This is a genomic window from Actinacidiphila rubida, assembly GCF_900110255.1.
In the GTDB taxonomy this organism is placed as follows: Bacteria; Actinomycetota; Actinomycetes; order Streptomycetales; family Streptomycetaceae; genus Actinacidiphila; species Actinacidiphila rubida.
In genome coordinates, this window is the sequence record NZ_FODD01000055.1 from 21,229 (window position 1) to 42,570 (window position 21,342).

A 21,342-nucleotide genomic window follows, 5' to 3' on the forward strand; every position below is an offset into this window, starting at 1 on the left:
CAGTGGGAGAAGACGCGTGCACGCACGATGGAGCATTCCTCGCGGCACTCTGCTCGCCGCCACCCTGCTCGCCGTGACGGGGACGTTCCTGTCCCCGGTCACCTCGTCCTCCGCCGCCCAGCAGTCCGCATCGGCCGGACCCACCGTCGCCTCAGCGCCGGGCGCCGTCGTCCTGACCCAGCCTGGGAGCGCCGACGCCCCCGGCTACCGGCTCGACGTGGCCACCGGTCAGCTCGCCCTGACCACCACGCGGGCCGGCCGCACGGTCCTGGGCACCGCCCCCGGTGACACCGGCGCCCTGCGGTTCCGCTCCGGCGGCCAGTGGCAGCACGCCACCGGTGTCACCGGCTGGAGCTGGCACGACGGCGTGCTGACCCTCACCGCCGACACGACCGTCGCCGGTGCCACCGCCACCGCCCGGATCACCCCGCAGGCCGACCGCTACCAGCTCGACTGGGACGTCGCCGGCGGCAGTGCCGATCAGCTCGGCCTGGCCTACGACCTCGCGTCCGCCGGCCACTGGTACGGCCACGGCGAGACCGCCACGCCCAAGGGCGGCCCGGGTACCGACGAGCCGTGGCCGCTGGACAGCGGCCAGGTGGTGCACTCCGGGTTCGGCCCGGCGTCGTACGAGATGATCGACCCGTTCTGGTACACCTCCGCCGCCACCGGACTGCGGGTCGACACCGGCGACGTCATGGACGTCGCGATCAACGGGGGACAGGACGGGCTGGGGCGGTTCACCGTCGACTCGCCCGCGACGTACAAGGCCACGGTCTTCGTCGAGTCCACTCCGCTGGCCGTCTACCGCGACTACATCGGCATCGTCGGCAAGCCCGCCAAGAGCGACGCCACGTACGCGCAGTACCAGAAGCCGCTGTGGAACTCGTGGGCGCAGTACTACACCAAGGTGGACCAGCAGAAGCTGCTCACCTACGCGACCGAGCTGCACGACAACGGCCTCGACGGGCACACGATCCAGCTCGACGACCGGTGGGAGTCGGAGTACGGCAACCTCACCTTCAACCCGGCCACCTTCCCCGACCCGAAGGGGCTCTCCGACCGCCTGCACGCCCTGGGCGACGACTTCGGGCTGTGGGTCACGCTCTGGATCAACCTGGACTCCGTCAACTACCAGTACGCCGCCGACCACGGCTACCTGCTGAAGTCCGCGGCCGACCCCGCCAAGCCCTGCACCGTGTCCTGGTGGAACGGCACCGCCGGGATCGTCGACCTGGCGAATCCGGACGCCCAGGCCTGGTACCTCGGCAACCTGAAGAAGCTGATGAGCACGTACGGCATCGACGGCTTCAAGTTCGACACCCGCTTCTTCGACGAGTCCTGCAAGCCTGACGCCGGGTACGCGCCTGCGGACTACCAGCGGCTGGGCGCCCAGCTGACCGACCAGTTCGACCAGCAGGGCGTGGGCGTGCGCGTGCACTGGACGACCAACGCACACCAGGCCGGCTTCGTCACCCGGCAGATCGACAAGGGGACCGGCTGGAACTCCCTCCAGGCCTCCGTCACGCAGAACCTGGCGATCTCCACCATCGGATACCCGTTCGTGGAGACCGACATGATCGGCGGCTCCAGTGGACAGCCCCCGGCGACCAAGGAAGTCCTGGTGCGGTGGGCGCAGTCGGCGTCGCTGATGCCCCTGATGTACTCCTCGACCTCGCCTGTGGAGACCGTGGACACCACCACCGGAAAGCCGGTGGTCTACGACCAGCAGACCATCGACCTGTACCGGGCGGCCATCCAGCAGCACGAACGGCTCGCGCCGTACATCTGGGACCAGGTCCAGCACACCCTGGCCACCGGTGACCCGATCATGCGCCCGCTGTTCTTCGACTTCCCGCAGGACCAGGCCGCGTACTCCCTCACCGACGAGTGGATGCTCGGTCCCGCCGTCCTGGCCGCTCCCGTCCTGGCCACCGGTACCAGCCGTACCGTCCACCTGCCTCCGGGTACCTGGTACGACGTCAGCGGGCACCGCGCCGTGCACGGCCCGGCGACGCTCACCGGCTACCAGGCACCGCTCGGCACCACGCCGGTCTTCGTCAAGCTCGGCGCGCCCGGCGCCGCGAAGGCGCTCAAGGCACTCCGCTAGTCCCTGCCGGTAGTCCCTTCCCGACCGTCCCGCCCTTCCCGACCTTCCCGACCTGACGGCCGTGGGCCGCTCCACCTCGTGGAGCGGCCCACGGCCGTCGCGTTGAGCGGACCGGCCCGCCGACGGTCGCGGCAACGGCGGCAGCGGCGGCCCGTGCGCCGGATACGAAGATTTTGCGAACTCGCGGTCTCCTCGTGAACCGCCCCGACCTGCGCGTTGTCCGGAATGCCGCCTGGTTGGACGGGCGGTCACGACTTGTTCACGGCTCCGCTCTTTCCCGAGGTCTACGCGCGTGGTGTCATGCACACGCTCGCCAATGGGTGGGCCTCAACCGACTACCAGGAGTCACGCATGCTGTCGAAGGTCCTCGGACGCGCAGGTGTCGCCGTCGCGGCCGCCGCCGCCGTCCTCGCCACCGCGGTCCCCGCGAACGCCGCCAGCTATTCCGCGTTCGCCTTCTCGCAGAGCGGCAGCCAGCCCACCATCTACAGCTTCATCAACTCGGCCACCACCTCCCTCGACATGACGATGTACGAGCTGGAGGACACCACCGCGGTCAACGACCTCATAGCCCTGGAGCACAAGGGCGTCACGGTGCGGGTCGTCCTCGACCGGGCGCACCAGAGCGCCAACTCCTCAGCGTACAGCGCCCTGACGGGCGCGGGTGTGGGCGTGGTCTGGTCGCCGTCGGCGTTCGTGTACACCCACCAGAAGACCATCACGGTGGACGGCACGCAGTCGCTGATCCTCACCGGCAACCTGACCTCGCAGTACTACACGACCAGCCGCGACTACGGGGTCTTCGACGACGACACCCGCGACGTCGCGTCCATCGAGAAGGTCTTCAACGCCGACTACGCCGGCAGCTCGATCACCCCGACCGATGGCGACCACCTGTTGTGGTCGCCCACCGACTCGCGCAACCGGCTGCTGACCGTGATCAACGGCGCGACCTCCAAGCTCGACGTCGAGGAACTGGAGCTCAGCGACAGCACGGTGGTCAACGCGATCGTGGCGCGGGCCAAGGCTGGCGTGGCCGTGCGCGTGGTGCTGGAGACCCCGTCCAGCTATGCCAGCGAAGTGTCGGCGATCAAGGCCGCGGGCGGCAAGGTCGTCGGGTACTCCGACCCCAACGGCTTCTACATCCACGCCAAGGCCATGGTCGCCGACTACGGCCTGACCACCCAGCAGGTGGAGGCCGGCTCGATGAACATCAGCAGCAACTCGCTGAGCAGCAACCGCGAGCTGGGCCTGATCCTCACGGGGACCGGTGTCGCCGAGTCGGTCGCGACGACCGTCGAGACCACGTTCAACGGCGACTTCAGCGGCGGCACCCCGGCGTGACGCCGGCGCTCCACTCCTGACCCACCCCTCTGGCCACCCCGCGGGACGCGCCTCCCGATGCTTCCCCGGCACCTCCCGAACTCCGCGCCCGCGCGCCCCTGCCGCGCGGGCGCGGACCATATACCTGGCATGATCCCGGTCATGGACCGCCACGACTTCGATGCCCTGCTGTGCGACCTGGACGGAGTGATCCGCTTCTTCGACCACCGCGAACTGAACCGGCTCGAGGAGGAGTCGGGGCTTCAGGCCGGGGACACGCTGCGCACGGCGTTCACCCCCGAACGTGAACGGGCCCTCCTGCTCGGCCGGTTGACCCGCGCCGAGTGGGCCGCCTCCATCACCGAGGGTCTGACCGCCCGCGTGGGCGGGAGCCGGGCCGGGGAGCTGGCCGCGGCGTTCACCGGCGCCCCCAACCGCGTGGACCCCGAGGTCGTCGGCATGCTCGGGCGGCTGCGCGGCACCGTGCCTGTCGTCCTCGTGACGAACGCGACCGTCTGGCTCGACGAAGACCTCGCCCGTCTCGGCCTCCACGACGTGGCCGACGCCGTCGTCAACAGCTCACGTGTCGGAGTGGCCAAACCCGATCCCGCCATCTACGCGATCGCCGCGGAACGCGCGGGAGTGCCGGCCGGCCGCTGCCTGTTCGTGGACGACTCCGCCGCCAACGTCGAAGCGGCCCGCGCCGCCGGCATGTCCGGCCTCCACTATCGCGAGGTAGCGCAGTTGCGCACCGCCCTCGCCTCGCGCCTGGCCCTCTGACGCCGCGCCCGCCCGACGCCGCGACGCGGCCAGCCGCGTCGTCGCACGCGACAATCCTGGCGACGCGGGCGGTCATGCCCGTGATACTGGTCGCCCATGGATGAGGTCGAGGTCGTCGTCGCCCATTCCGAGCGCGCGACCCTGCGCGTCGGCGAGGTGTTCCTGAAGGTGGACGCGGATCAGGCGCGCATCGACGTCGAGGTCGAGGCGATGGCCCTGGTGCCGGTCCCGACCCCGCGGGTGCTGTGGCGCAAGCCCCCCGTGCTCGCGATCGCCGAGGTCCCGGGGACGGCGCTCGGCCGTCTCGGCGAGCCGTCGCCCGCGTCCCCCGCGGCGTGGGCCGCGGCGGGTGCCGCCGTCCGCAAGCTGCACGACGCGCCGTTGCCGCCGTGGCCCGGCCGGGGCAGGGAGCCCGCCCAGTTGGCTACGGACCTGGACGTCGAGTGCGAGTGGCTGGTGACGAACGGCGTCCTGCCCGCCGACCTGGTCAGGCGGAACCGCCAGGTCGCGGAGGCGGCGCTCCGGCCGTGGACGCCGGTGTTCGCGCACGGCGACCTGCAGCTCACCCACGTGTTCGTCGACGGCGAGGTGGTCACCGGCATCATCGACTGGTCCGAGGCGGGCCCGGGTGACGCCCTGTTCGACCTCGCCATCCTGACGCTGGGCCACGAGGAGCGCCTCGGCGACGTCGTCGCCGGCTACGGCGGCGACGTCGACCGCGACGTGATCCGTGCGTGGTGGTCGCTGCGAAGCCTGCTCGTGATCCGCTGGCTGACCGAGCACGGCTTCGACCCGTTCGCGCCCGGCTGTGAGGTCGACGTGCTGAGATCGCGGATGTGAGATCGGCGTGCCGGGATCGCGGAGGTGAGGTCGGCGTGCCGGGATCGCGGATGTGAGGCCGCGCGCGCCGGATTCCGCGAATGCGCTCGGAGGCGACGAAAGGCGCGGGCCGCACCGATAGGTGCTCCCGTGAATTCGCCCATTGAACCGGAGAAACGTCGTGGAGCCGTGTCAGCGCGCTGTGATGATGCGGCCAGGTCCGGATGGACATTCCTCGGGGAATTCCGGTACCGTCCCGGAGCCTTTCCTGAATTCGCGCCGCGCGCTGTGCCGTTGTACCTCGGGGGTCCACATGTTTTCCCTTGCCGCTCATGAAAGACGGGGCGTGTGGCGACACATCTCCCGCCTCGCTGTTCCGCTTCTCGTGGCCGAGTCGCTCAATTTCGCCGTACAGCTCGGAGTCGTCGCCATTCTGGGGCGCATGGGGGGAGAGGCCGTTTACCTGCGCTCGCTCTATCAGCCCGTCAGCTTCGCCGTTCTCGCCCTGTGTGTGGGATTCGGGGTCTGCAACCAGGTCGCCGCCGCGATCAGCAAGGGGGCCGGGCGTCCCCGGGACGTGATGGCGAACTCCGCCAGCCTGGCCAGGGTCTGGCTGGGGATCGGCGCGGCCCTGTACGTGATCCTCGCGGTCGCGGCTCCCTCCCTGACCGGCCTCCTCCATGTGGACGCCGAACTGCGGGGCACGTTCGTCTCCTTCCTGCGGTGGACCAGCGCCGCCGGTCTGCTGGCCGTCGGGGCGGAGCTCTGCGCGTCCGGCCTGCGCGGCTACGGGTACGTGCGCCAGGCCACGGTCCTGGTCCTCTGTACGGCGAGCGTGCGCATCGGCCTGGTGGCCGGCCTCGGGCTCGGTGCCGGCATCGGGATCGCGGCGGTGCCCGTCGCCGAGGGGGCAGCGGGCCTGACCGGCCTGGCCATGGGGCTGGTGCTGCTGCGCCGCACCGAGTTGTGGCATCCGCCGGCCGTCCGGATCTGGCGGCGCGAGGTGCTGACGGACCTGCGCCGCATCGGCGTGCCGATCGCCGTGTCCCTTCTCGTGATCTCCGCGTACAACCTCGCCGTCGTCGGCGTCCTCGCCGGCTACGGGGAGAACGCCGTGGCCGGGTACACGGTCGCTTCCACGCTGCAGAACGTGGTGCTGCTGCCGGGCACGGTGCTGGGCACGGCCACCGCGATCACCATCAACCAGCAACGCGGGGCCGGTGATTGGCCGCGGATACGTGCGTCGATGCGCGGCGGCATCGAGGTCACGGTCGTGACCTACGCGGTGGTCGCGGTGCTGGTGTGGTCGGTGCACGACCCGCTGGCGCGGCTGATCGCCGGCGACGCCAGGGTGGCCGCGGAAGCGGGCGGTTATCTGGGCGCCGTGGCGCTCACCTACGCGATCCAGGGACCCGTGCTCGCCTCGCTGACCGTCATGGAGGAGACCGGCGGCGGCCTTCGGGCCATCGTGCTCAACGCGATCTACTTCGGCCTGATCGTCGCCGTCAGCGCGGCGGCGGCACACGCGGCCGGCAGCGCGGACGGCTTCTACGCGGCGGTGGCGTACTGCAACCTGATCGGGGTGACGGTGCCGCTCGTCGCGGTGCGCCACATCCGGGCGCTGTCGGCCAGGGGCGGGGCCCAGCCGGTAGCCGTCCCTGGCTGAGGCACCGGGAGCAGGACGTCGACCGGCGCGGGGCGGTCGTCCCGCCGGGGCCGGCAAGCTGCGGGCGAGGCGTCCCGCCACGCGCGCGGACGCGGCACACGAAGGCCGCCGGCCCCTCGTGCTGACACGAGTGACCGGCGGCCTCGGCGGATGTGCGGGCGTCCGTCGACCCGGAGGGGTCAGGACCGGCCGCGGACCAGCAGCACCGACACCGGCGCGTTCTTGGCGACGCCGTTGCTCACGCTCGCGTGCAGGAAGGCCGAGAAGCCGCGGTAGTGGCCGGGGCCGACGGCTATCAGGTCGCTGCCCAGGGCCTCGGCGCGCTCCACCAGGATCGCGGCCAGCTCCTCGCGCAGACCCTCGTCCACCTCACCCTCGGCGGCGATGCCCTCGGCCCGCAGGCGCGTCAGCGCCGCCTCGACGACCTCGGTGCCCTCGTTGGCCTCCTCGGTGGACACCACGACGCCGGCGGTGATGCCACCCGCGACGACCTGGTCGGGACGGATGTGGATGACGTGGACGCTCGCGCCGCTCAGCTTGGCAAGGGAGGCCACGGTGTCCAGCACGGCCTGGCCGTTGTCCGAGCCGTCGACAGCGGCGAGGATCTTCTTGTACATGCGATCAACTTCCTTGTCACAGGGGGTCCGAGGCATCCGCGGCCCGACTGTACGGTTCAGCTCCGCTCACTCGGGTTCCATTCCCGCCCCGAGCGTGACGGACGCCACTCCGGGAGTCCGGCGCACGCGGCGGCGGGCCCGTGACCTGCGCGGATTCCGCCCGGTCACGAGCCCGTCGCCCGGTGGCGTCAGCCCTTCTTCTGCGCCACCAGGAACACCGGGTTCGTCAGCGCGGCCATCGGGCCCCACTGGAGGGCCGGGCCCATGGTGTTGCCCTTGCCGGGCGTGCCGTCGGCCATCGGGTGGCGGACCTCGGCGCGGACGTAGGCCGCGAGCGAGGTGGTGGTGCGCCACACGACGGTGCCGGTGCCGGACGCCGGCAGCGACTCCTGGTGCATCTGGCCCTCGTCGGTGATGAACCGCACGGTGCCGTTCGGCACGCCGGACACGTCCAGCCGCACGTCCAGCGGCGCGTCGGCCGGCAGCGTCAGCTCCTCGCCGATGCCGGCCTGCCGGCCGCCGCCGGTCGCGGTGAACGTCAGCTGCACCGCGGAGGACTCGGCGATCCAGTTGCGGCCCGCGCGGATGCCGTCCATCAGCGCGTCGGTCGCCAGGTCGTCGGCCAGCACGACGTTGTGCGGCAGGCCGATGACCTGCGGCTCGCTGTGGGCGTCGCTGTTGCCCATGGCCGGCAGCCACTTCTTCCCCGAGCGCAGTGCCTCGCCGAGCCGCGCGTCCCAGGTGTCCACCGCGGACTCGTCGTCGTACGTCCACGGGCCGTTCCACACCTCGACGGCGTCCGCGTCGTCGTAGCCGAACTTCCACTGGCAGGCGACGTACGGGCAGTACGGGTGGGCGGGAACCACCAGGCCGCCGGAGCGGTGCACCTTGCGGGCGAAGCGGTCGAAGGAGTCGTCGCGGGAGCGGTAGCGCCAGTCGATCCACTCGCCGGCCGGCAGGCCCAGCGCCAGCCAGTGGCCGTTGCGGGTGGTGATCTCCTCACCGGTGACGATGAGCAGGTCCGGGCCGGAGTACTGGCCCCAGACGCCGTGCGACGAGGAGGTGTTGTGATCCGTCGAGACCATGAAGTCCAAACCGGCGGCGCGGGCCCCGGCGGCGACCTCCGAGGGGAGGCGCTTGCCGTCGGAGTACACGGTGTGCAGGTGGCAGTCGCCGCGGTACCAGGCGCGGCCGCGGCCCTTGGCCCGCTGCGGCGGATACGTGGGCACGAACCGCGGGCCCTCGGGGCCGTAGGTCAGGGTGATCTGGACGTTGTAGTTCAGGCCCTGCGGAGCCACCTGGTAGGGGCCGAGGACGATGTTCCAGGTGCCGACCGACACCGGGCCGGGCAGGTAGCCGGGGGTGGCCTCGCCGTTGCTGATCTCGAACGAGGTGCGGAAGCCGCCCGACCAGCCGCGGAAGCCCTGGCTGTCCAGGGCGGTGCCGCGCTGGTCGAACACGCCGATGTCGCAGGAGTTGCCGGGGGTGCCGGCGGGGACGGCGGGCTTGTCGTACGAGTACGAGACCGCGATCTTCTGCACGCCCTTCGGGATCTCCACCGGCAGGTACACGAAGTCGGCGACGCCGGTCTCCAGGTGGCCGGTGACGGTCCTGGTCTCCTGCGAGCCGGCCGGGGGAGTGCTGCCGGACGACGACCCGTCGGCGGCCGAGGCGAACGACACCGGGCCGAGCGTGACGGCGGCGGCACCGACCGCCCCCGCGGCGGCCATGAGCAGGCCTCGGCGGCCCACCCCCGGCGCCGTGCCGGCGGCCCGTGCCGACGCGTCCGCGTCGAGCTCGTCCGCGTTGTGCTCGCAATATCCGTCAAGACACATGCTTGTCCTCGCTGAGATCGGGGAGTGAACCGCCCGAGACGGGTTCTCGGGCGGTGGGGGCGGGGCGCCCCGGATCCAGGCGGCACGGTCTCTCCGCCCGGTGAACGGCAGGTGTGCACCGAGCGGCCGGGCAGCCAATGCCGCATTTGAGTCTGGGAACCCGGCCGCTCGGTCGACTACCGAGCGTTCATGAACTGGCTGATCGGCAGCGGTCGGTCCACGATCCTGACATCGCCGAGCGTGCCGCGGAAGACCTGGTTGATCGCGCCGTGCCACCCGTAGCCGCCGACCAGGAATGGCATGCCGAGGGCGGTGAGGCCGTTCGCCGGGGTGGTGGGGTTGCGGCCCTCCTCGCAGCCGTTCACGTACAGCTTGACGAACCGGCCGTCGTTGACGACCGGTTCGTGCCACCACACCTGCTGCCACTTCCCTGGCCGGAGGGTACGGGGCGTCGCGGCGACATTGTCAGGGGCACGCCAGGTCCGTACTGTGGTGCCGCCGCTACACGCGTAGCGTCCCAGCCCCCCACCGTCCGGGATGTGACATGACGCCACTGCGCCGCCTGCTCACCGCCGCCTCCGCGCTGGCCCTGCCCGCCGTCGTCGCCGCGGTCCCGTCCGCCCACGCCGCCGTGCCGCCCGAGCACGCCGTGGTGACCTGCCAGACCGCGAGCTTCTACGCCAACTACGACAGTGCGAACGGCCCTTCGGGCTTCCTGCGCACGCTCACCCTCGGCAACAAGATCGGCCACACGCCCGGCGTCCACCCGGTCTACAACGGCTGGGCGGCCAGCTTCGACTACGGCCCCAACGACTGGGGCTACCTGCGCATCGAGTGCATCGGCGGCTACGACTCCTGGTAGGCCGCCGCCTGCCCGCGAGACCCCCGCCGCCTCCCCGGCACCCTGAACGCCCCCACCGTCCCCGCTCCTCCAGGAGTCGCCATGCCGCGTTCCCTGCCCGCCCGCCTCGCCGCGACCGCCGCCGGCACCGCACTGGCCGCCTCGGCCCTCATCGCCACGACGGCCGCCCCCGCCCACGCCGCCGACGGCACCGTCGGCGTCCGTGAGACGGTCTGTGCCGACAGCCTCTACGTCCGCACCGAGCCCGTCGGAGCCTGGATGGGCACCCTCTACCACGGCCAGACCTTCCTGGTGGAACAGCTCGACGGCTCCTGGGTCTACGGGTTCGCCTACGGCGACATCAACCGGCACGGCTGGGTGCAGAACGGCTGGTTCTGCTGACCGTGCGCGTCCCGGGCCGCGCCTGCGAGCCGGGCCCCTGACGCCGTCGCCACCGCCCGCCCGGGAACGCGATCCCGGGCGGGCGGCGGCCTGTGCGGACCGTCAGCCGACGGTCACGTGGAACGGCCCGGCCAGGACCGAGTAGCCGTCGTTGGACAGGTAGTACGCGTCGTAGGAGCCGGGCCCGTTGAGCTTGCCGGTCGCCAACGTCAGCGCGCCGCTGGCATTGGGGGCGTAGGACCAGGCCAGGGAGGACTGCTGGCCCGGGACGACACCGGCCGGGTAGAGACCCACCCAGTTCTTCGCGCTGACCTGCCCGGCGGACGGCACCGCGTAACGCAGCGTGACGCCGCCGCCGTTCGCGACCGCGTTCAGATCGCCGGTGAGCGTCGGGACGGTGGCCGTGGACGGGGCGAACGCGGCGTTCAACGGTGTCGCGTACCGGTCGTTGGCCGTCAGCGTCGGCAGGCCCAGCGCCGTCTCGACCGTCCGGCCGATCCCGTAGTGGTCGTAGTGCAGCGGGCTGCTCGTGCCCGCCGGAACCGTGCCCTGGGAGCCCACGACGACCGTCGCCAGGTGGTTGTAGGCCTCGCTCGCACTCTCGTCCCAGGTGAGCACCAGCAGCGAGCGCTGCTGCGTGAACGCCGGGGACGCCAGCACCGGCGCGAGCGTCTGCTTCAGCCAGCCGTCCTGCGTCTTGAGGCTGGTGGCGCTGCCGTTCCCCGACGCCTCGCCGTCGTCGTAGTCGTCGGCGGCGATCCACGAGAGGTTCGGGGTGGTCGCGGCCGAGCGCAGGTCGGTGGTCAACTGCGTGGTGTCGAAGAGGTGCGCCGCGCAACGGGCCTGGTTGCCGCTGACGTCCGTGTAGTTGATGAACGGCGCGTCGTCCGGCTCGTAGTACGAGTCGTACGCGGTCGTGGTGTTGCACGGCGTGCCCATGCCCTGCTCGTACGCCTTCCAGGTCCTGCCCGCCGCCTCGGCGGTGTCACCCAGGTTGCGCTGGGGCGAGTTGATGTTCGGCCAGTACGTACCGCCCTTGGTGTACGTGTCACCGCCCGCGATCGCCAGGTAGTTCTCGTCACTGGGGTGGTACACGCCGTGCGCGTCGGTCAGTGTCGCGCCCTGCGCCATCAGACCGTGCATGTAGGGCGTGTCCGCGGGGTCGTTCATGACCTCCGTGTAGTCCGTGTTCTCCATCATGACCACGAACACATGGTCGTACCCCGGCACTTGGGACGGCGGCGGGGTCAGCGGGGCAGGTGCGGTCACCGGAGTGTCGAGGGTGAGCGACAGGTTGTCGAGGTACCCGGTCTCGCTGGCCGTCGACAGGAACTGCACCTCGACCTGGATCGACCGGGTGCCCGCCGGTACCGACCCGGTGGCACTGCGGGACAGGAACGCGGTGGCCTGCCCGCGGTCCGCCGCCGACACCGTCGGCAGCTTGGCGGTACTGCCGAGCGGCCGGCCCGAGGCGTCCCGGAAGTGCAGGCCGACCGCGACATAGCCGCCGTAGGACGTCCAGCCGCCCAGCCAGCCCGACAGATCGAAGTGCACGCCGCCACCGTCGATCGCCGACGCGGCCGAGGACACGTCCACCGTCTGCGACATGGCACCGTCGCCGAAGTTGCCGGGCCCGAAGAAGCCCTTGCCGAGCGACTTGCCGTCCGCGGGCACCCCGAACGAGCCGACGGACGGGCACATCACGTCCAGGCCCCCGGCCTGCACGGTCCAGCCGGGCACGGTACTGGCCGCGGCCCAGTCGGAGGTGCAGTAACCGCCGCCCTCCGCATCGCCGTTGACGATCAGGTTGCCGCTGCCGGCCGCCGCGTGGGCGGGCGACGGAGCGGCGGTGACCAGCGCGCCGATGAGGGCGACCAGCCCCGCGTAGGAGCTCCCGCGCAGTCGCATGGGGTACCTCGTCCCTTGGGTGGGGGTGCCGTGGCGGATGAGGCCAGGGCTGCGGACGGTGAACGGGACATAGGTACCGGCTCGGGCTGTGGAGCGGAAGAACGCGGATCGAATTCCGCCGGACGGGAGCACGTCGGACGGCACTTGGCCAGCGCGCGGACGAACGCGGCTTCGGGTGAAGGCAATTGGGGCAAGGAGAAGGCGGTCCCCCGTGGCCTCGGCCACCGGGGACCGCCGCCCCACCGCTCAGCGCATCAGCACGCCGTCAGGCACCCACGTACCAGGTCTGGTTGGTGTTCGCTCCGGCGTTGCAGCCCCACTGCTGGACCACCGCACCGTCGACGGTCAGGTTGTTCTGCAGGTCGAGGCACTTGTCGGTGTAGTACGGCCGCAACTCCCAGTACGCGCCGCCCTTGCTGTTCAGCCGCCACTGCTGGCTGTACGCGCCATAGCAGGTCCAGGTGAAGACGGTCTGGCCGTCGGCACTGCCGTTGCCCCACAGGTCGAGGCACTTCCCCGTGCCCACGTTGACGATCGGACCGTAGGGCACCGTCTGATCGATCGACCACTGCTGGGCGGCACCGCCGTTGCAGGTCGTCTGCGTGACGGCCGCGCCGTCGCCACTGCCCAGCGCCGTGAGGCACTTGTTGGACAGCTTGCTGACGACGCGGACGTTGACGGCCGTCTGCGGCCGGGCGATCCGCGGCTTCGCCGCGTGCGGCGCACCGCCGGGCGCCGCGGACGCGGCGCCGAGGCCCGTGACGACCAGCGTGAGCGCGGCGACGAGCGGGACGATGAGGCGTTTCATGGGCATCCCCCTGAAGGCGAGGTGAGACCCGCCGCACCGGGTGGTGCCGCGAGCCGTGGCCGGCATCCCCGCCGGCCCACGACGGGACGGTCGCAGGGCGCTCTGCACGCGGACTCCACGCCGTCTGGACGTGCTCCCCGCGGCCGCCGGACGACCGGGCGCGCACTCTTCACCGGGCGAGTCGCCCACTTGCGCCGTCGCGTTCCCGGCGGCCGTTCCCGGACACCTCGGTACCGCGCATCGCTACGCTGAGCCAATGCCCTTACGGACCCGGCCGTTGATCGCCCGGCAGTACGCCCCGTGGACGGGCCCGCTGGCGCTCGCCGCCTCCGCCACCGCCGTCGCCGCCATGGTGTTCGCGGCCCTGCGGGTCTCCGTGGACAACGCCGGACCTGGGCACATCGGGAAGGCCGTCGTCGTCCTGGTCCTGGGCGGGTTCGGCGGCGCCGTGGCCTTCGCCGCGACGTTCCTGGCGATGCACGTGGCCGTCACCGTGCGCGCGGTCGCCCGGCGCCATCCGCGGACCACCTGGTGGGTCGGCCAGGCGGCCGGCGCTGCCGTGCTGCTCCTCGCGGCGGCCGTGGCCGTGACGCGGGGCTGGTCGGGAGAAGCCGCAGGCGCCGCCGCGGGCACGGTCGTCGCGGTGATCTGCGCGTCGGCTGCCGGCACCGTCGCGGCGGTGCTGCTCCTCGGCTGGACGCTGTCCGGGCCGCACGTGCGGGTCATGCGGCCGGTCGTGGCCGCGGTGAGCGTGTTCCTGGCCGCGACGTGCTTCCTCACGTTCCGGCACCTGGCGCCCGGCGGCACCTTGGCCGGGGTCGCCGTCGCCGTGGCGTTCGTGTGGACGGCGATGGCGCGCGGCACGCCGGCCGCCCCCGAGGTCATCCTCGGCTTCGGGCTGCTGTTCGCCCTGACGGTCTACCCGCGAACCGGCGGATGGACGGACGGCGCCGCGCGCGCCGCCTTCCAGACGGCCCTCGCCGCCGTCCTCGGCACCGTCACCGTCCTCTTCGTGCGGCGTCTCGCCCGATGGCACGGACGGCTCATGCGGTACGCCAACCTCGCGGCCGTCCTGCCGCTGGCCTATGTCCTGTTCCTGCTGTTCGACGGCCAGTTGCTCGGCGGGCCCCTCGAAGTCCCGCTGTTCGCACCGATGGTGTGGCTGATCCTCCGGCTGTGGCGGCGCATGCAGCAGGACGGCCGTACGGTCGTGAACGCGGCAGCGGACATCGTGTGCGCCCTGCTGCTCGGCGGACTGGTCGTCCTGTTCCTCGTCTGGCTCGCCAACCTGCTCGACGTGCCGGTCGCCGAGGTCCGGGCGCTGCGTGCCGGCGCCTCCCACCTCGGCGACCTCATCGACCTGCCCTGGTGGACCTGGGTCTCCGTCGACGTGCTGCTGAGCGCGGTCTTCCTGGCCGCCGCCGTCGGCGACCGGCGCGGGCGCCGGATCACCCGCTTCCTCGGCACGATACGGCTGCCCGGCGCGCTCGAGATCGTGCGCCGCGCCCTGTCCGCCCTGAAGATCGCCCTGCTGACCCTCGTGTTCCTCGGCCTCGCCGGGCCACCCGCTCTCGACCCGGTGCTGAGCCGGCACATACGCGCCCGCTACACCGCCGACCTGCGCGCCGAACTCGACGCCCGCGGCCGGTCCGCGCTCCTCCAGGAGATCAGCCTGCGGTTCGCGCGCACCCCCGGCGCCCTGCCCGTCCTCACCGACATGCTGATCCGCGTCCACGACAGCGCCGCGCCGGGCACCCGCGATGCCGGCGGCGACACGGAACCGACCCCGGCCGCCCGCGATCTGGCCCACCGGATGGGGGAGTTGCAGTCCCTGACGCTGCTGCCCTTCTTCGACCTGCCGTCCGCCGGCCACTCCGCGCCGTCGGCCGAACCGCCGACGAGCGGCGCCGTCCACGACGCCGGGCTCGACGGGACGTCCGCCGGCTCCGCCGACCTCTCCGCCCGCCTCACCCGTGCTCAGGACGAGCGGCGGACCGCAGCGGACAGCCGGCACCAGGCCGACCAGGCCGCCGAGCACGCCGCGGCCGTGGTCACCGGCGCCCTCGGCAACCTCACGTTCGGCCACGGGGAGGCCATCGGTCTCGTCCGCGCGTACCTGGACGGCCTCGCCGAGTCCGGGCTGCGCAACGTCTTCCTGAGCTGGGCGGAGCGGCTGCGTTCCACGAGCAGCGCCGACGAACCCCCGGACGCGCAGCACCTCGTGGAGCCCGAGCCCGACGCGCTCCGGCGTGCCGCAGACGCCCAACTGTCCGGCGAACTCTCCGCGTCGGGCGTCCGGTTCGGCGGCGACCCGGCCCAGGACCGTGCCGACCGCGAGGCCCCACTGGCCGCCGCGGTCGACCTCGCCGAACACACCAGCCGCCTGCAGCACGGCACCGACCCCTGCACCGGCTGCGTCCACTACGTCGAGCCGGGTGAGCACGGCGGCGGACACGAGGAGCCGCGGATCCACGTGGAATGACGGCCCGGATCGCTCACGCGCGGGCTCGCGGCGCCGGAGCCGTACCGGTCACGCGTCGTGGCGGGTCGTCCGAGCCACGACGGCGACTCCGGCCGTCAGCGGTCGCGGCACCGGGCCGCGACGAGCACGGGGCCGCCCGGGACGGTGGGGAACCGCTGTGCCTCCGTCAGGCCGGCGGCGGTGAGGATCTCCGTCATCCGCTCCGTGTCATAGGAGTTGCCGCCGTTGCGCACGGCGTTCCACCCGGAGACCGCCCGGCGTAGCGGATCGGTGGCCGCGGGGTTGGTGCCCACGACGATCCACCCGCCCGGCCTGAGCGCGTCGACCAGGCGCGGGACGGCCGCGGTGAGGGCCCCTTCGGCCAGGAACGGGGCGGGCAGCCAGACGAGGTCGTACGCGTCCCGTTCCGTGACCTCCGAGACGTCCTGGTGACGGAGGGTGATCCGCCGGGCCGCGTCCGGTCCTGCGTCGGCCAGCTCCTTGCGGGCCAGGTCCAGCACGCGATCGACGATGTCGATGCCCACGACCTCGGTCCCGGGAAGTTCCCGCGCGAGGGCGAGCGCGAGTGCCGCCACGCCGGTGCCGACGTCCAGAACGCGGCCGCCTTCGCCTGCGAGCCGTTCCGCCAGGCCGGGCAGTGCGGGAACCAGTCGGGTGGCCAGCGCGCGGCCGGTCATGGCGGACGCCCGTCCCTGGTCCAGCAGAACCTCGTCGTCCTGGTCCGCCCAACCGCCGCCCGCGCGGTCGGCGGGGCCGCCCGTCGCGGCCGCGACCACCTGGCGCAGCGCACTCACACGTGCCGCCACGGCGCTGCGGCTCGTGGGCCCGTCGGCGTACACCAAGGACGGGTGTGCGACGAACCGGCCGCCCTCCCTCCGCACGAGCCCGACGGACTCCAGTACGGCGGTGCGCGGTGGGTCGGCCTCGAGCACATCGTCGAGAGCCCTGTCAGCGGCGTCGTCCAGCGTCCCGATCACCGCGGCCAGCGCCCACGAGGCGGCTTCCAGCGCGGCCACCGGATCGTCGCCGAGGTTCACAACGGGGCCCGCCAAGGGGCCGGAGGACGAGGATGACGCAGACATGGGAGACCTCTTGCTCGAGAACGGCGGTAGCACGTGTCGACTCCACCCTACGAAACACCTGTCCAGGCGTGTTCGGCGCACCTGTCCTCCCGTCAGCCGGCGACGGCTTCGCAGCGTCCCCCACACGTGTGTCGACAGCGGGACGGTCACCCGCTCACACGCGGGACACCGTGAGCTTCGCCCTCCGGCCGAGCCGCGTCCTGAAGCACCCGCCGGCCCCTGCCGGCGCCTGCTCTGGCAAAGGCGCGCGTCAGGGTGAGGATTCCGCCGTTCCGGTGCGCCTCCCACCGCCCTGCGCGCGCTGGGCGCCTAGCCTGGCCACGTGCCCCTGTTCGAGATCGAGCGGACCACACCGCTGCCACCCGCCGAGGCCTGGCGTCGTCTCACGGCCTGGGAACGGCACACCTCCACCGTGCCGCTCACCAGGATCGACGTGCGCACCCCGCCTCCGACCGGGCGCGGCACGGTGTTCGTGGCGCGCACCGGCCTCGGGCCGCTCGGCTTCGACGACCCGATGGAGGTCACCGACTGGCAGCCGGAACGGCACTGCCGCCTGGAGAAACGGGGCCGCGTCGTCCTCGGATGGGCCGAGATCGACGTCCTGCCCGACCCTGCCGGAGGTCCCGGTGCGCTCGTACGCTGGCGCGAGGACGTCCGCGTGCGGGCCGTGCCACGCGGATTGGACCCGGTCACCACCACGGCCGGCCGGCTGATATTCGGCCGCGTCGTCGACACCCTCCTCAAGCCCTGACGCACCCGGGCGGTCCCTTCCTTCCCCAGTCGCTCTCGCTGCCCGCCCCTGCGCCCGCGGCGCCCTCGCCCCCTCGCCGTTCCACGACCGCCGTTCCGCCGCACGCCGATGTGCCACGACCGTCTGGAGACGATCATGTCCGACGCCGATGCACCCGCCCTGCTCTCCGACGACGAGGTACGGGCGCTGGACGCGCACTGGCGTGCCGCCAACTACCTCGCGGTCGGCCAGATCTACCTGCTGTCCAACCCGCTCCTGACCGAGCCGCTGCGGCCCGAGCACGTCAAGCCGCGCCTGCTCGGCCACTGGGGCACGTCACCCGGCCTCAACCTCGTCCACACCCACCTCAACCGGGTGATCCAGGCCCGGGACCTCGACGCCATCTGCGTGTGGGGCCCCGGTCACGGCGGACCGGCGGTGGTGGCGAACTCCTGGCTCGAGGGCAGCTACACGGAGACCTACCCGGACATCACCCGCGACGCCGAGGGCATGGGCAAGCTCTTCAAGCAGTTCTCGTTCCCCGGCGGCGTCCCGTCGCACGTGGCCCCCGAGACGCCCGGCTCGATCCACGAGGGCGGCGAGCTCGGATACGCCCTCTCGCACGCCTACGGCGCCGCGTTCGACAACCCCGATCTCGTCGTGGCCTGCGTCATCGGTGACGGGGAAGCCGAAACCGGGCCGCTGGCCGCCTCCTGGCACGGCAACAAGTTCCTCGACCCCGTCAACGACGGCGCCGTGCTGCCGATCCTGCACCTCAACGGCTACAAGATCGCCAACCCCACCGTTCTCGCCCGCCTCGCCGAGGGCGAACTCGACGATCTATTGCGCGGATACGGCTACGACCCCCTGCACGTCACCGGTGACGATCCCCTTCAGGTCCACCAGGCCATGGCCGCGGCCATGGACACCGCCCTCGACCGCATCGCCGCCTTCCAGCACGCCGCACGCGACAAGGGCGCCACCGAGCGGCCGCGCTGGCCCATGATCGTGCTGCGGACGCCCAAGGGCTGGACGGGTCCCGCCACCGTGGACGGGCTGCCGGTCGAGGGGACGTGGCGGGCGCACCAGGTCCCGCTCCCCGAAGTCCGCACCAACCCGGCCCACTTGCGGCAGCTGGAGGAGTGGCTGCAGTCCTACCGCCCGCAGGAGCTCTTCGACACCGGAGGACACCCGCGCGAGCAGGTGCTGTCCGCCGTCCCCGGCGGCACGCGCCGCCTCGGCAGCAACCCGCACACCAACGGCGGCCTGCTGCTGCGCGAGTTGCCCATGCCCGACCTCGACCGGTTCGCCGTGCCCGTCGACAAGCCCGGGGCCACCCTCCACGAACCCACCCGCGTACTGGGGCAGTTCCTCGAGCAGATCATGGTCAACACCGCCGAACGCAGGGACTTCCGGCTCGTCGGCCCCGACGAGACCGCGTCCAACCGCCTGCAGGCCGTCTACGACGCCACCGGCAAGGCATGGCAGGCCCGAACCCTGCCCGTCGACGAGCACCTCGACCCGCACGGCCGGGTCATGGAGATCCTCTCCGAACACACCTGCCAGGGCTGGCTTGAGGGCTACCTGCTCACCGGCAGGCACGGGCTGTTCTCCTGCTACGAGGCGTTCGTGCACATCGTCGACTCGATGGTCAACCAGCACATCAAGTGGCTGCGCACCACCCGGCAGCTTTCCTGGCGCCGCCCGATCGCCTCCCTCAACTACCTGCTCACCTCGCACGTGTGGCGCCAGGACCACAACGGCTTCTCCCATCAGGACCCCGGCTTCATCGACCACATCCTCAACAAGTCGCCCGAGGCCGTGCGCGTCTATCTGCCGCCGGACGCCAACACCCTGCTGTCCACGGCCGATCACGTGCTGCGGTCCAAGGACTACGTCAACGTCATCGTCGCCGGCAAGCAACCCTGCTTCGACTGGCTGGACATGGACGGCGCCCGGGCCCACTGCGCCCGCGGCGCCGGCATCTGGGCGTGGGCGGGCACGGAGGACGGCACCCGTGAACCCGACGTGGTCCTCGCCTGCGCCGGCGACGTCCCCACCCTGGAGATCCTGGCCGCCGCCCAGTTGCTCCGCCGCCACCTGCCGCAGCTGTCCGTGCGCGTCGTGAACGTCGTCGACCTCGCCCGGCTGCTCCCCAAGGACGAGCACCCGCACGGCATGCCCGACCCCGAGTACGACGCCCTGTTCACCCACGACAAGCCGGTGATCTTCGCCTACCACGGCTATCCGTGGCTCATCCACCGCCTGGCCTACCGCCGCACCAACCACTCCGAACTCCATGTGCGCGGCTACAAGGAGATCGGCACCACCACCACGCCGTTCGACATGGTGGTCCGCAACGACCTCGACCGCTACCGGCTCGTGATGGACGTCATCGACCGGGTCCCCGGCCTCGCCGTCTCGGCCGCCCCCGTGCGGCAGATGATGCAGGACGCCCGCCAGCGCCACCACGACTGGATCCGCGTCCAGGGCACCGACCTCCCCGAAGTCGCCGACTGGGCCTGGCAGCGCTGAGGAAACCGCATGCCCGCCCGGGCACCGTTGTCCTACGCTCCGGGCGTGAGCCTGACGGACCTCAGCTTCGGCTTTCGCGACGAGTCGCAGCGCCGGCGTGTCCAGGCGGTCGTCCACGACCGCCTGGCCGACGACCGGGACCAGCAGGAGTGCCGCTGTCTCATGCGGTTCTGGTGGCAACTCTCCATGCGCTACAGCGAGGTCACCGCCGAGCAGCTCGCCGCGAACGTCAGCCGGGCGAAACTCGACACGATCGAGGCGCTCATCCAGGCCATCCGCACGTCGCACGCCGCGATCGACGCCTGGGTCACCGACGCGGAGAGGGCCTTCGGTCTCATCGACGACCGCGGCTTCTGGGCCGCTCTGGAACGCGACTTCTGACGTCCGGCCGGTCCGTCCCGCGGGCACCGGTGTCACGGCGGGGGCGGTTGCCTCGTCTTCTGAGATGACGGGGAATCGGCAGCTGTGAGGAGTTTTGCGGTGGAACCGCGTTTGAGTTTTTCCGGAAGTGCCGTCGCGTCGCAAGCGATCCGCCACCTGGGGGCCGCGAGCAAGGCGGTGTTCGACAGCACGTCGGTGCCGAAGGCGACGCAGGACATGGTGCTGCTGCGCGCGAGCCAGATCAACGGCTGCGGCTTCTGCACCGACATGCACACCAAGGACCTCGCCCACGCGGGGGAGAGCGCGGTGCGCATCAACCTCGTCGCCGCATGGCGGGAGTCGACCGTCTTCACCGACGCGGAGCGCGCCGCACTGGAACTCACCGAAGAGGGCACGCGCATCGCCGACGCCGCGGGGGGCGTTCCCGACGAGGTGTGGGAGCGGGCCGCCAAACACTACGAGCAGGAGGACCTCGCCGCCCTCGTCTGCCTGATCTCGCTGATCAACGCGTCCAACCGCCTGTGCGTCATCACCCGCCAGCCCGGCGGCTCCTACCAGCCGGCCGGCCGGCAGGGTTAGCCGCCGCGGACTGGCGCCGCGTCGTCAGTTCGTCAGCACCGTTCGTCCCAAGCCCCGGGCCCTGTCGGCTCGGGGCTTTTGCTGTACCCCGTCAGTCTTTGTGTGGGGTTCCGAGGTAGTGGGTGAGGGTTTGGGTGAGGTGGGTGGGGTTGGTGCCGGTGTAGGCGATGTAGCCGTCGGGGCGGATGAGGATGGTGTGGTTGGTGTGGGGGTTGGGGGTGTGGGGGGTGGTGTTGAGGGTGCCGGTGATGGTGGTGAGGTGGTGGTGGTAGCCGTGGGTGGTGGTGGGGAGGTGGGTGTTGGTGGTGTGGGGGGTGGTGGTGTGGTTGATGAGGAGGGTTTTGGCGGGGTGGCTGACGGTTCCGGCGATGTGTTTGGCGACGGTGGGGAGGGTGAGGAGTTCGGTGTAGAGGTCGCGGAGGGGTTGGGTGGTGTGGTTGCCGA

General features: G+C 71.8%; 19 protein-coding genes. 12 read left to right on the top strand and 7 right to left on the bottom strand.

Features of this window, described 5'->3' with window-relative positions; translation table 11 throughout:
• Positions 1-16 precede the first annotated feature (16 nt).
• From BMW99_RS34850 to BMW99_RS34870, 5 genes are all read left to right on the top strand, one after another.
• Positions 17-2,110, top strand: a complete 2,094-nt coding sequence (locus BMW99_RS34850; protein WP_079138939.1) for a glycoside hydrolase family 31 protein — start codon at positions 17-19, stop codon at positions 2,108-2,110.
• Between the two features lie 351 nt (positions 2,111-2,461).
• Positions 2,462-3,454, top strand: a complete 993-nt coding sequence (locus tag BMW99_RS34855) for a phospholipase D-like domain-containing protein (protein WP_069466629.1) — start codon at positions 2,462-2,464, stop codon at positions 3,452-3,454.
• Between the two features lie 141 nt (positions 3,455-3,595).
• A complete protein-coding gene (locus BMW99_RS34860; RefSeq protein WP_245791760.1) occupies positions 3,596-4,213 on the top strand; it encodes an HAD family hydrolase in 618 nt (205 codons plus the stop codon).
• Positions 4,214-4,309: 96 nt separating this feature from the next.
• Positions 4,310-5,053, top strand: a complete 744-nt coding sequence (locus BMW99_RS34865) for a phosphotransferase family protein (RefSeq protein WP_069464161.1) — start codon at positions 4,310-4,312, stop codon at positions 5,051-5,053.
• Positions 5,054-5,345: 292 nt separating this feature from the next.
• The gene (locus BMW99_RS34870; protein WP_069464162.1) at positions 5,346-6,698 is read left to right on the top strand and encodes an MATE family efflux transporter; all 1,353 of its coding nucleotides are present in this window, start codon (positions 5,346-5,348) and stop codon (positions 6,696-6,698) included.
• Positions 6,699-6,877: 179 nt separating this feature from the next.
• Here the strand turns inward: BMW99_RS34870 and BMW99_RS34875 are convergent, their stop codons facing one another.
• The 3 genes from BMW99_RS34875 to BMW99_RS34885 all read right to left on the bottom strand — a co-directional run bounded on the left by BMW99_RS34875 (position 6,878) and on the right by BMW99_RS34885 (position 9,704).
• Positions 6,878-7,315, bottom strand: coding sequence for a universal stress protein (locus tag BMW99_RS34875; RefSeq protein ID WP_069464163.1), 438 nt, complete (start codon positions 7,313-7,315; stop codon positions 6,878-6,880).
• 188 nt (positions 7,316-7,503) lie between these two features.
• Complete coding sequence (locus BMW99_RS34880) at positions 7,504-9,045, bottom strand: CehA/McbA family metallohydrolase (RefSeq protein ID WP_069464166.1); 1,542 nt, start codon at positions 9,043-9,045, stop codon at positions 7,504-7,506.
• 281 nt (positions 9,046-9,326) lie between these two features.
• Positions 9,327-9,704: a LamG-like jellyroll fold domain-containing protein gene (locus BMW99_RS34885; RefSeq protein ID WP_075018191.1), complete on the bottom strand. Its 378-nt coding sequence runs from the start codon at positions 9,702-9,704 to the stop codon at positions 9,327-9,329.
• Between BMW99_RS34885 and BMW99_RS34890 the strand changes: the two genes are divergently transcribed.
• Together BMW99_RS34890 and BMW99_RS34895 are read left to right on the top strand one after the other, a co-directional pair.
• Entirely contained in the window at positions 9,695-10,012 is a 318-nt protein-coding gene (locus BMW99_RS34890; RefSeq protein ID WP_075018192.1) for a hypothetical protein, read from the top strand. The two genes, BMW99_RS34885 and BMW99_RS34890, sit on opposite strands and share 10 nt — an antisense overlap.
• An 81-nt stretch (positions 10,013-10,093) precedes the next feature.
• Positions 10,094-10,393 (top strand): hypothetical protein, encoded by a 300-nt coding sequence (locus BMW99_RS34895; protein WP_075018193.1) that lies wholly within the window; start codon positions 10,094-10,096, stop codon positions 10,391-10,393.
• A 102-nt stretch (positions 10,394-10,495) separates the two neighbouring features.
• Here the strand turns inward: BMW99_RS34895 and BMW99_RS34900 are convergent, their stop codons facing one another.
• Both BMW99_RS34900 and BMW99_RS34905 read right to left on the bottom strand, forming a co-directional pair.
• A complete protein-coding gene (locus tag BMW99_RS34900; protein ID WP_075018194.1) occupies positions 10,496-12,301 on the bottom strand; it encodes an alkaline phosphatase family protein in 1,806 nt (601 codons plus the stop codon).
• A 265-nt stretch (positions 12,302-12,566) separates the two neighbouring features.
• Positions 12,567-13,109, bottom strand: a complete 543-nt coding sequence (locus BMW99_RS34905) for an RICIN domain-containing protein (RefSeq protein ID WP_069464701.1) — start codon at positions 13,107-13,109, stop codon at positions 12,567-12,569.
• 256 nt (positions 13,110-13,365) lie between these two features.
• Between BMW99_RS34905 and BMW99_RS34910 the strand changes: the two genes are divergently transcribed.
• On the top strand, positions 13,366-15,591 hold the full coding sequence (locus tag BMW99_RS34910) for a hypothetical protein (RefSeq protein ID WP_141726223.1): 2,226 nt from the start codon (positions 13,366-13,368) through the stop codon (positions 15,589-15,591).
• 95 nt (positions 15,592-15,686) lie between these two features.
• Here BMW99_RS34910 and BMW99_RS34915 read toward each other — a convergent pair whose 3' ends face one another.
• Positions 15,687-16,673: a class I SAM-dependent methyltransferase gene (locus BMW99_RS34915; RefSeq protein WP_069464699.1), complete on the bottom strand. Its 987-nt coding sequence runs from the start codon at positions 16,671-16,673 to the stop codon at positions 15,687-15,689.
• Between the two features lie 322 nt (positions 16,674-16,995).
• On the opposite strand from BMW99_RS34915, the gene BMW99_RS34920 reads away from it, so the two are divergent.
• The 4 genes from BMW99_RS34920 (at position 16,996) to BMW99_RS34935 (ending at position 20,898) form a co-directional block, all read left to right on the top strand.
• Positions 16,996-17,424, top strand: coding sequence for an SRPBCC family protein (locus BMW99_RS34920; protein ID WP_069464698.1), 429 nt, complete (start codon positions 16,996-16,998; stop codon positions 17,422-17,424).
• 135 nt (positions 17,425-17,559) lie between these two features.
• Positions 17,560-19,938 carry a phosphoketolase family protein gene (locus BMW99_RS34925; RefSeq protein ID WP_069464706.1) on the top strand — a complete coding sequence of 793 codons (2,379 nt, stop codon included), beginning with the start codon at positions 17,560-17,562 and terminating at the stop codon, positions 19,936-19,938.
• 45 nt (positions 19,939-19,983) lie between these two features.
• A complete protein-coding gene (locus BMW99_RS34930) occupies positions 19,984-20,319 on the top strand; it encodes a hypothetical protein (RefSeq protein ID WP_141726222.1) in 336 nt (111 codons plus the stop codon).
• 99 nt (positions 20,320-20,418) lie between these two features.
• Entirely contained in the window at positions 20,419-20,898 is a 480-nt protein-coding gene (locus BMW99_RS34935; protein ID WP_075018195.1) for a carboxymuconolactone decarboxylase family protein, read from the top strand.
• 91 nt (positions 20,899-20,989) lie between these two features.
• Here the strand turns inward: BMW99_RS34935 and BMW99_RS41625 are convergent.
• A partial coding sequence (locus tag BMW99_RS41625) for an aromatic-ring hydroxylase C-terminal domain-containing protein (RefSeq protein WP_456049155.1) occupies positions 20,990-21,342 on the bottom strand: 353 nt, incomplete at its 5' end.

Coding starts and splice junctions, on each gene's coding strand:
- BMW99_RS34855 (WP_069466629.1), top strand. CDS start 2,462: ATGCTGTCGAAGGTCCTCGGACGCGCAGGTGTCGCCGTCGCGGCCGCC.
- BMW99_RS34860 (WP_245791760.1), top strand. CDS start 3,596: ATGGACCGCCACGACTTCGATGCCCTGCTGTGCGACCTGGACGGAGTG.
- BMW99_RS34865 (WP_069464161.1), top strand. CDS start 4,310: ATGGATGAGGTCGAGGTCGTCGTCGCCCATTCCGAGCGCGCGACCCTG.
- BMW99_RS34870 (WP_069464162.1), top strand. CDS start 5,346: ATGTTTTCCCTTGCCGCTCATGAAAGACGGGGCGTGTGGCGACACATC.
- BMW99_RS34875 (WP_069464163.1), bottom strand. CDS start 7,315: ATGTACAAGAAGATCCTCGCCGCTGTCGACGGCTCGGACAACGGCCAG.
- BMW99_RS34880 (WP_069464166.1), bottom strand. CDS start 9,045: ATGGCCGCCGCGGGGGCGGTCGGTGCCGCCGCCGTCACGCTCGGCCCG.
- BMW99_RS34890 (WP_075018192.1), top strand. CDS start 9,695: ATGACGCCACTGCGCCGCCTGCTCACCGCCGCCTCCGCGCTGGCCCTG.
- BMW99_RS34895 (WP_075018193.1), top strand. CDS start 10,094: ATGCCGCGTTCCCTGCCCGCCCGCCTCGCCGCGACCGCCGCCGGCACC.
- BMW99_RS34900 (WP_075018194.1), bottom strand. CDS start 12,301: ATGCGACTGCGCGGGAGCTCCTACGCGGGGCTGGTCGCCCTCATCGGC.
- BMW99_RS34905 (WP_069464701.1), bottom strand. CDS start 13,109: ATGAAACGCCTCATCGTCCCGCTCGTCGCCGCGCTCACGCTGGTCGTC.
- BMW99_RS34910 (WP_141726223.1), top strand. CDS start 13,366: ATGCCCTTACGGACCCGGCCGTTGATCGCCCGGCAGTACGCCCCGTGG.
- BMW99_RS34915 (WP_069464699.1), bottom strand. CDS start 16,673: ATGTCTGCGTCATCCTCGTCCTCCGGCCCCTTGGCGGGCCCCGTTGTG.
- BMW99_RS34925 (WP_069464706.1), top strand. CDS start 17,560: ATGTCCGACGCCGATGCACCCGCCCTGCTCTCCGACGACGAGGTACGG.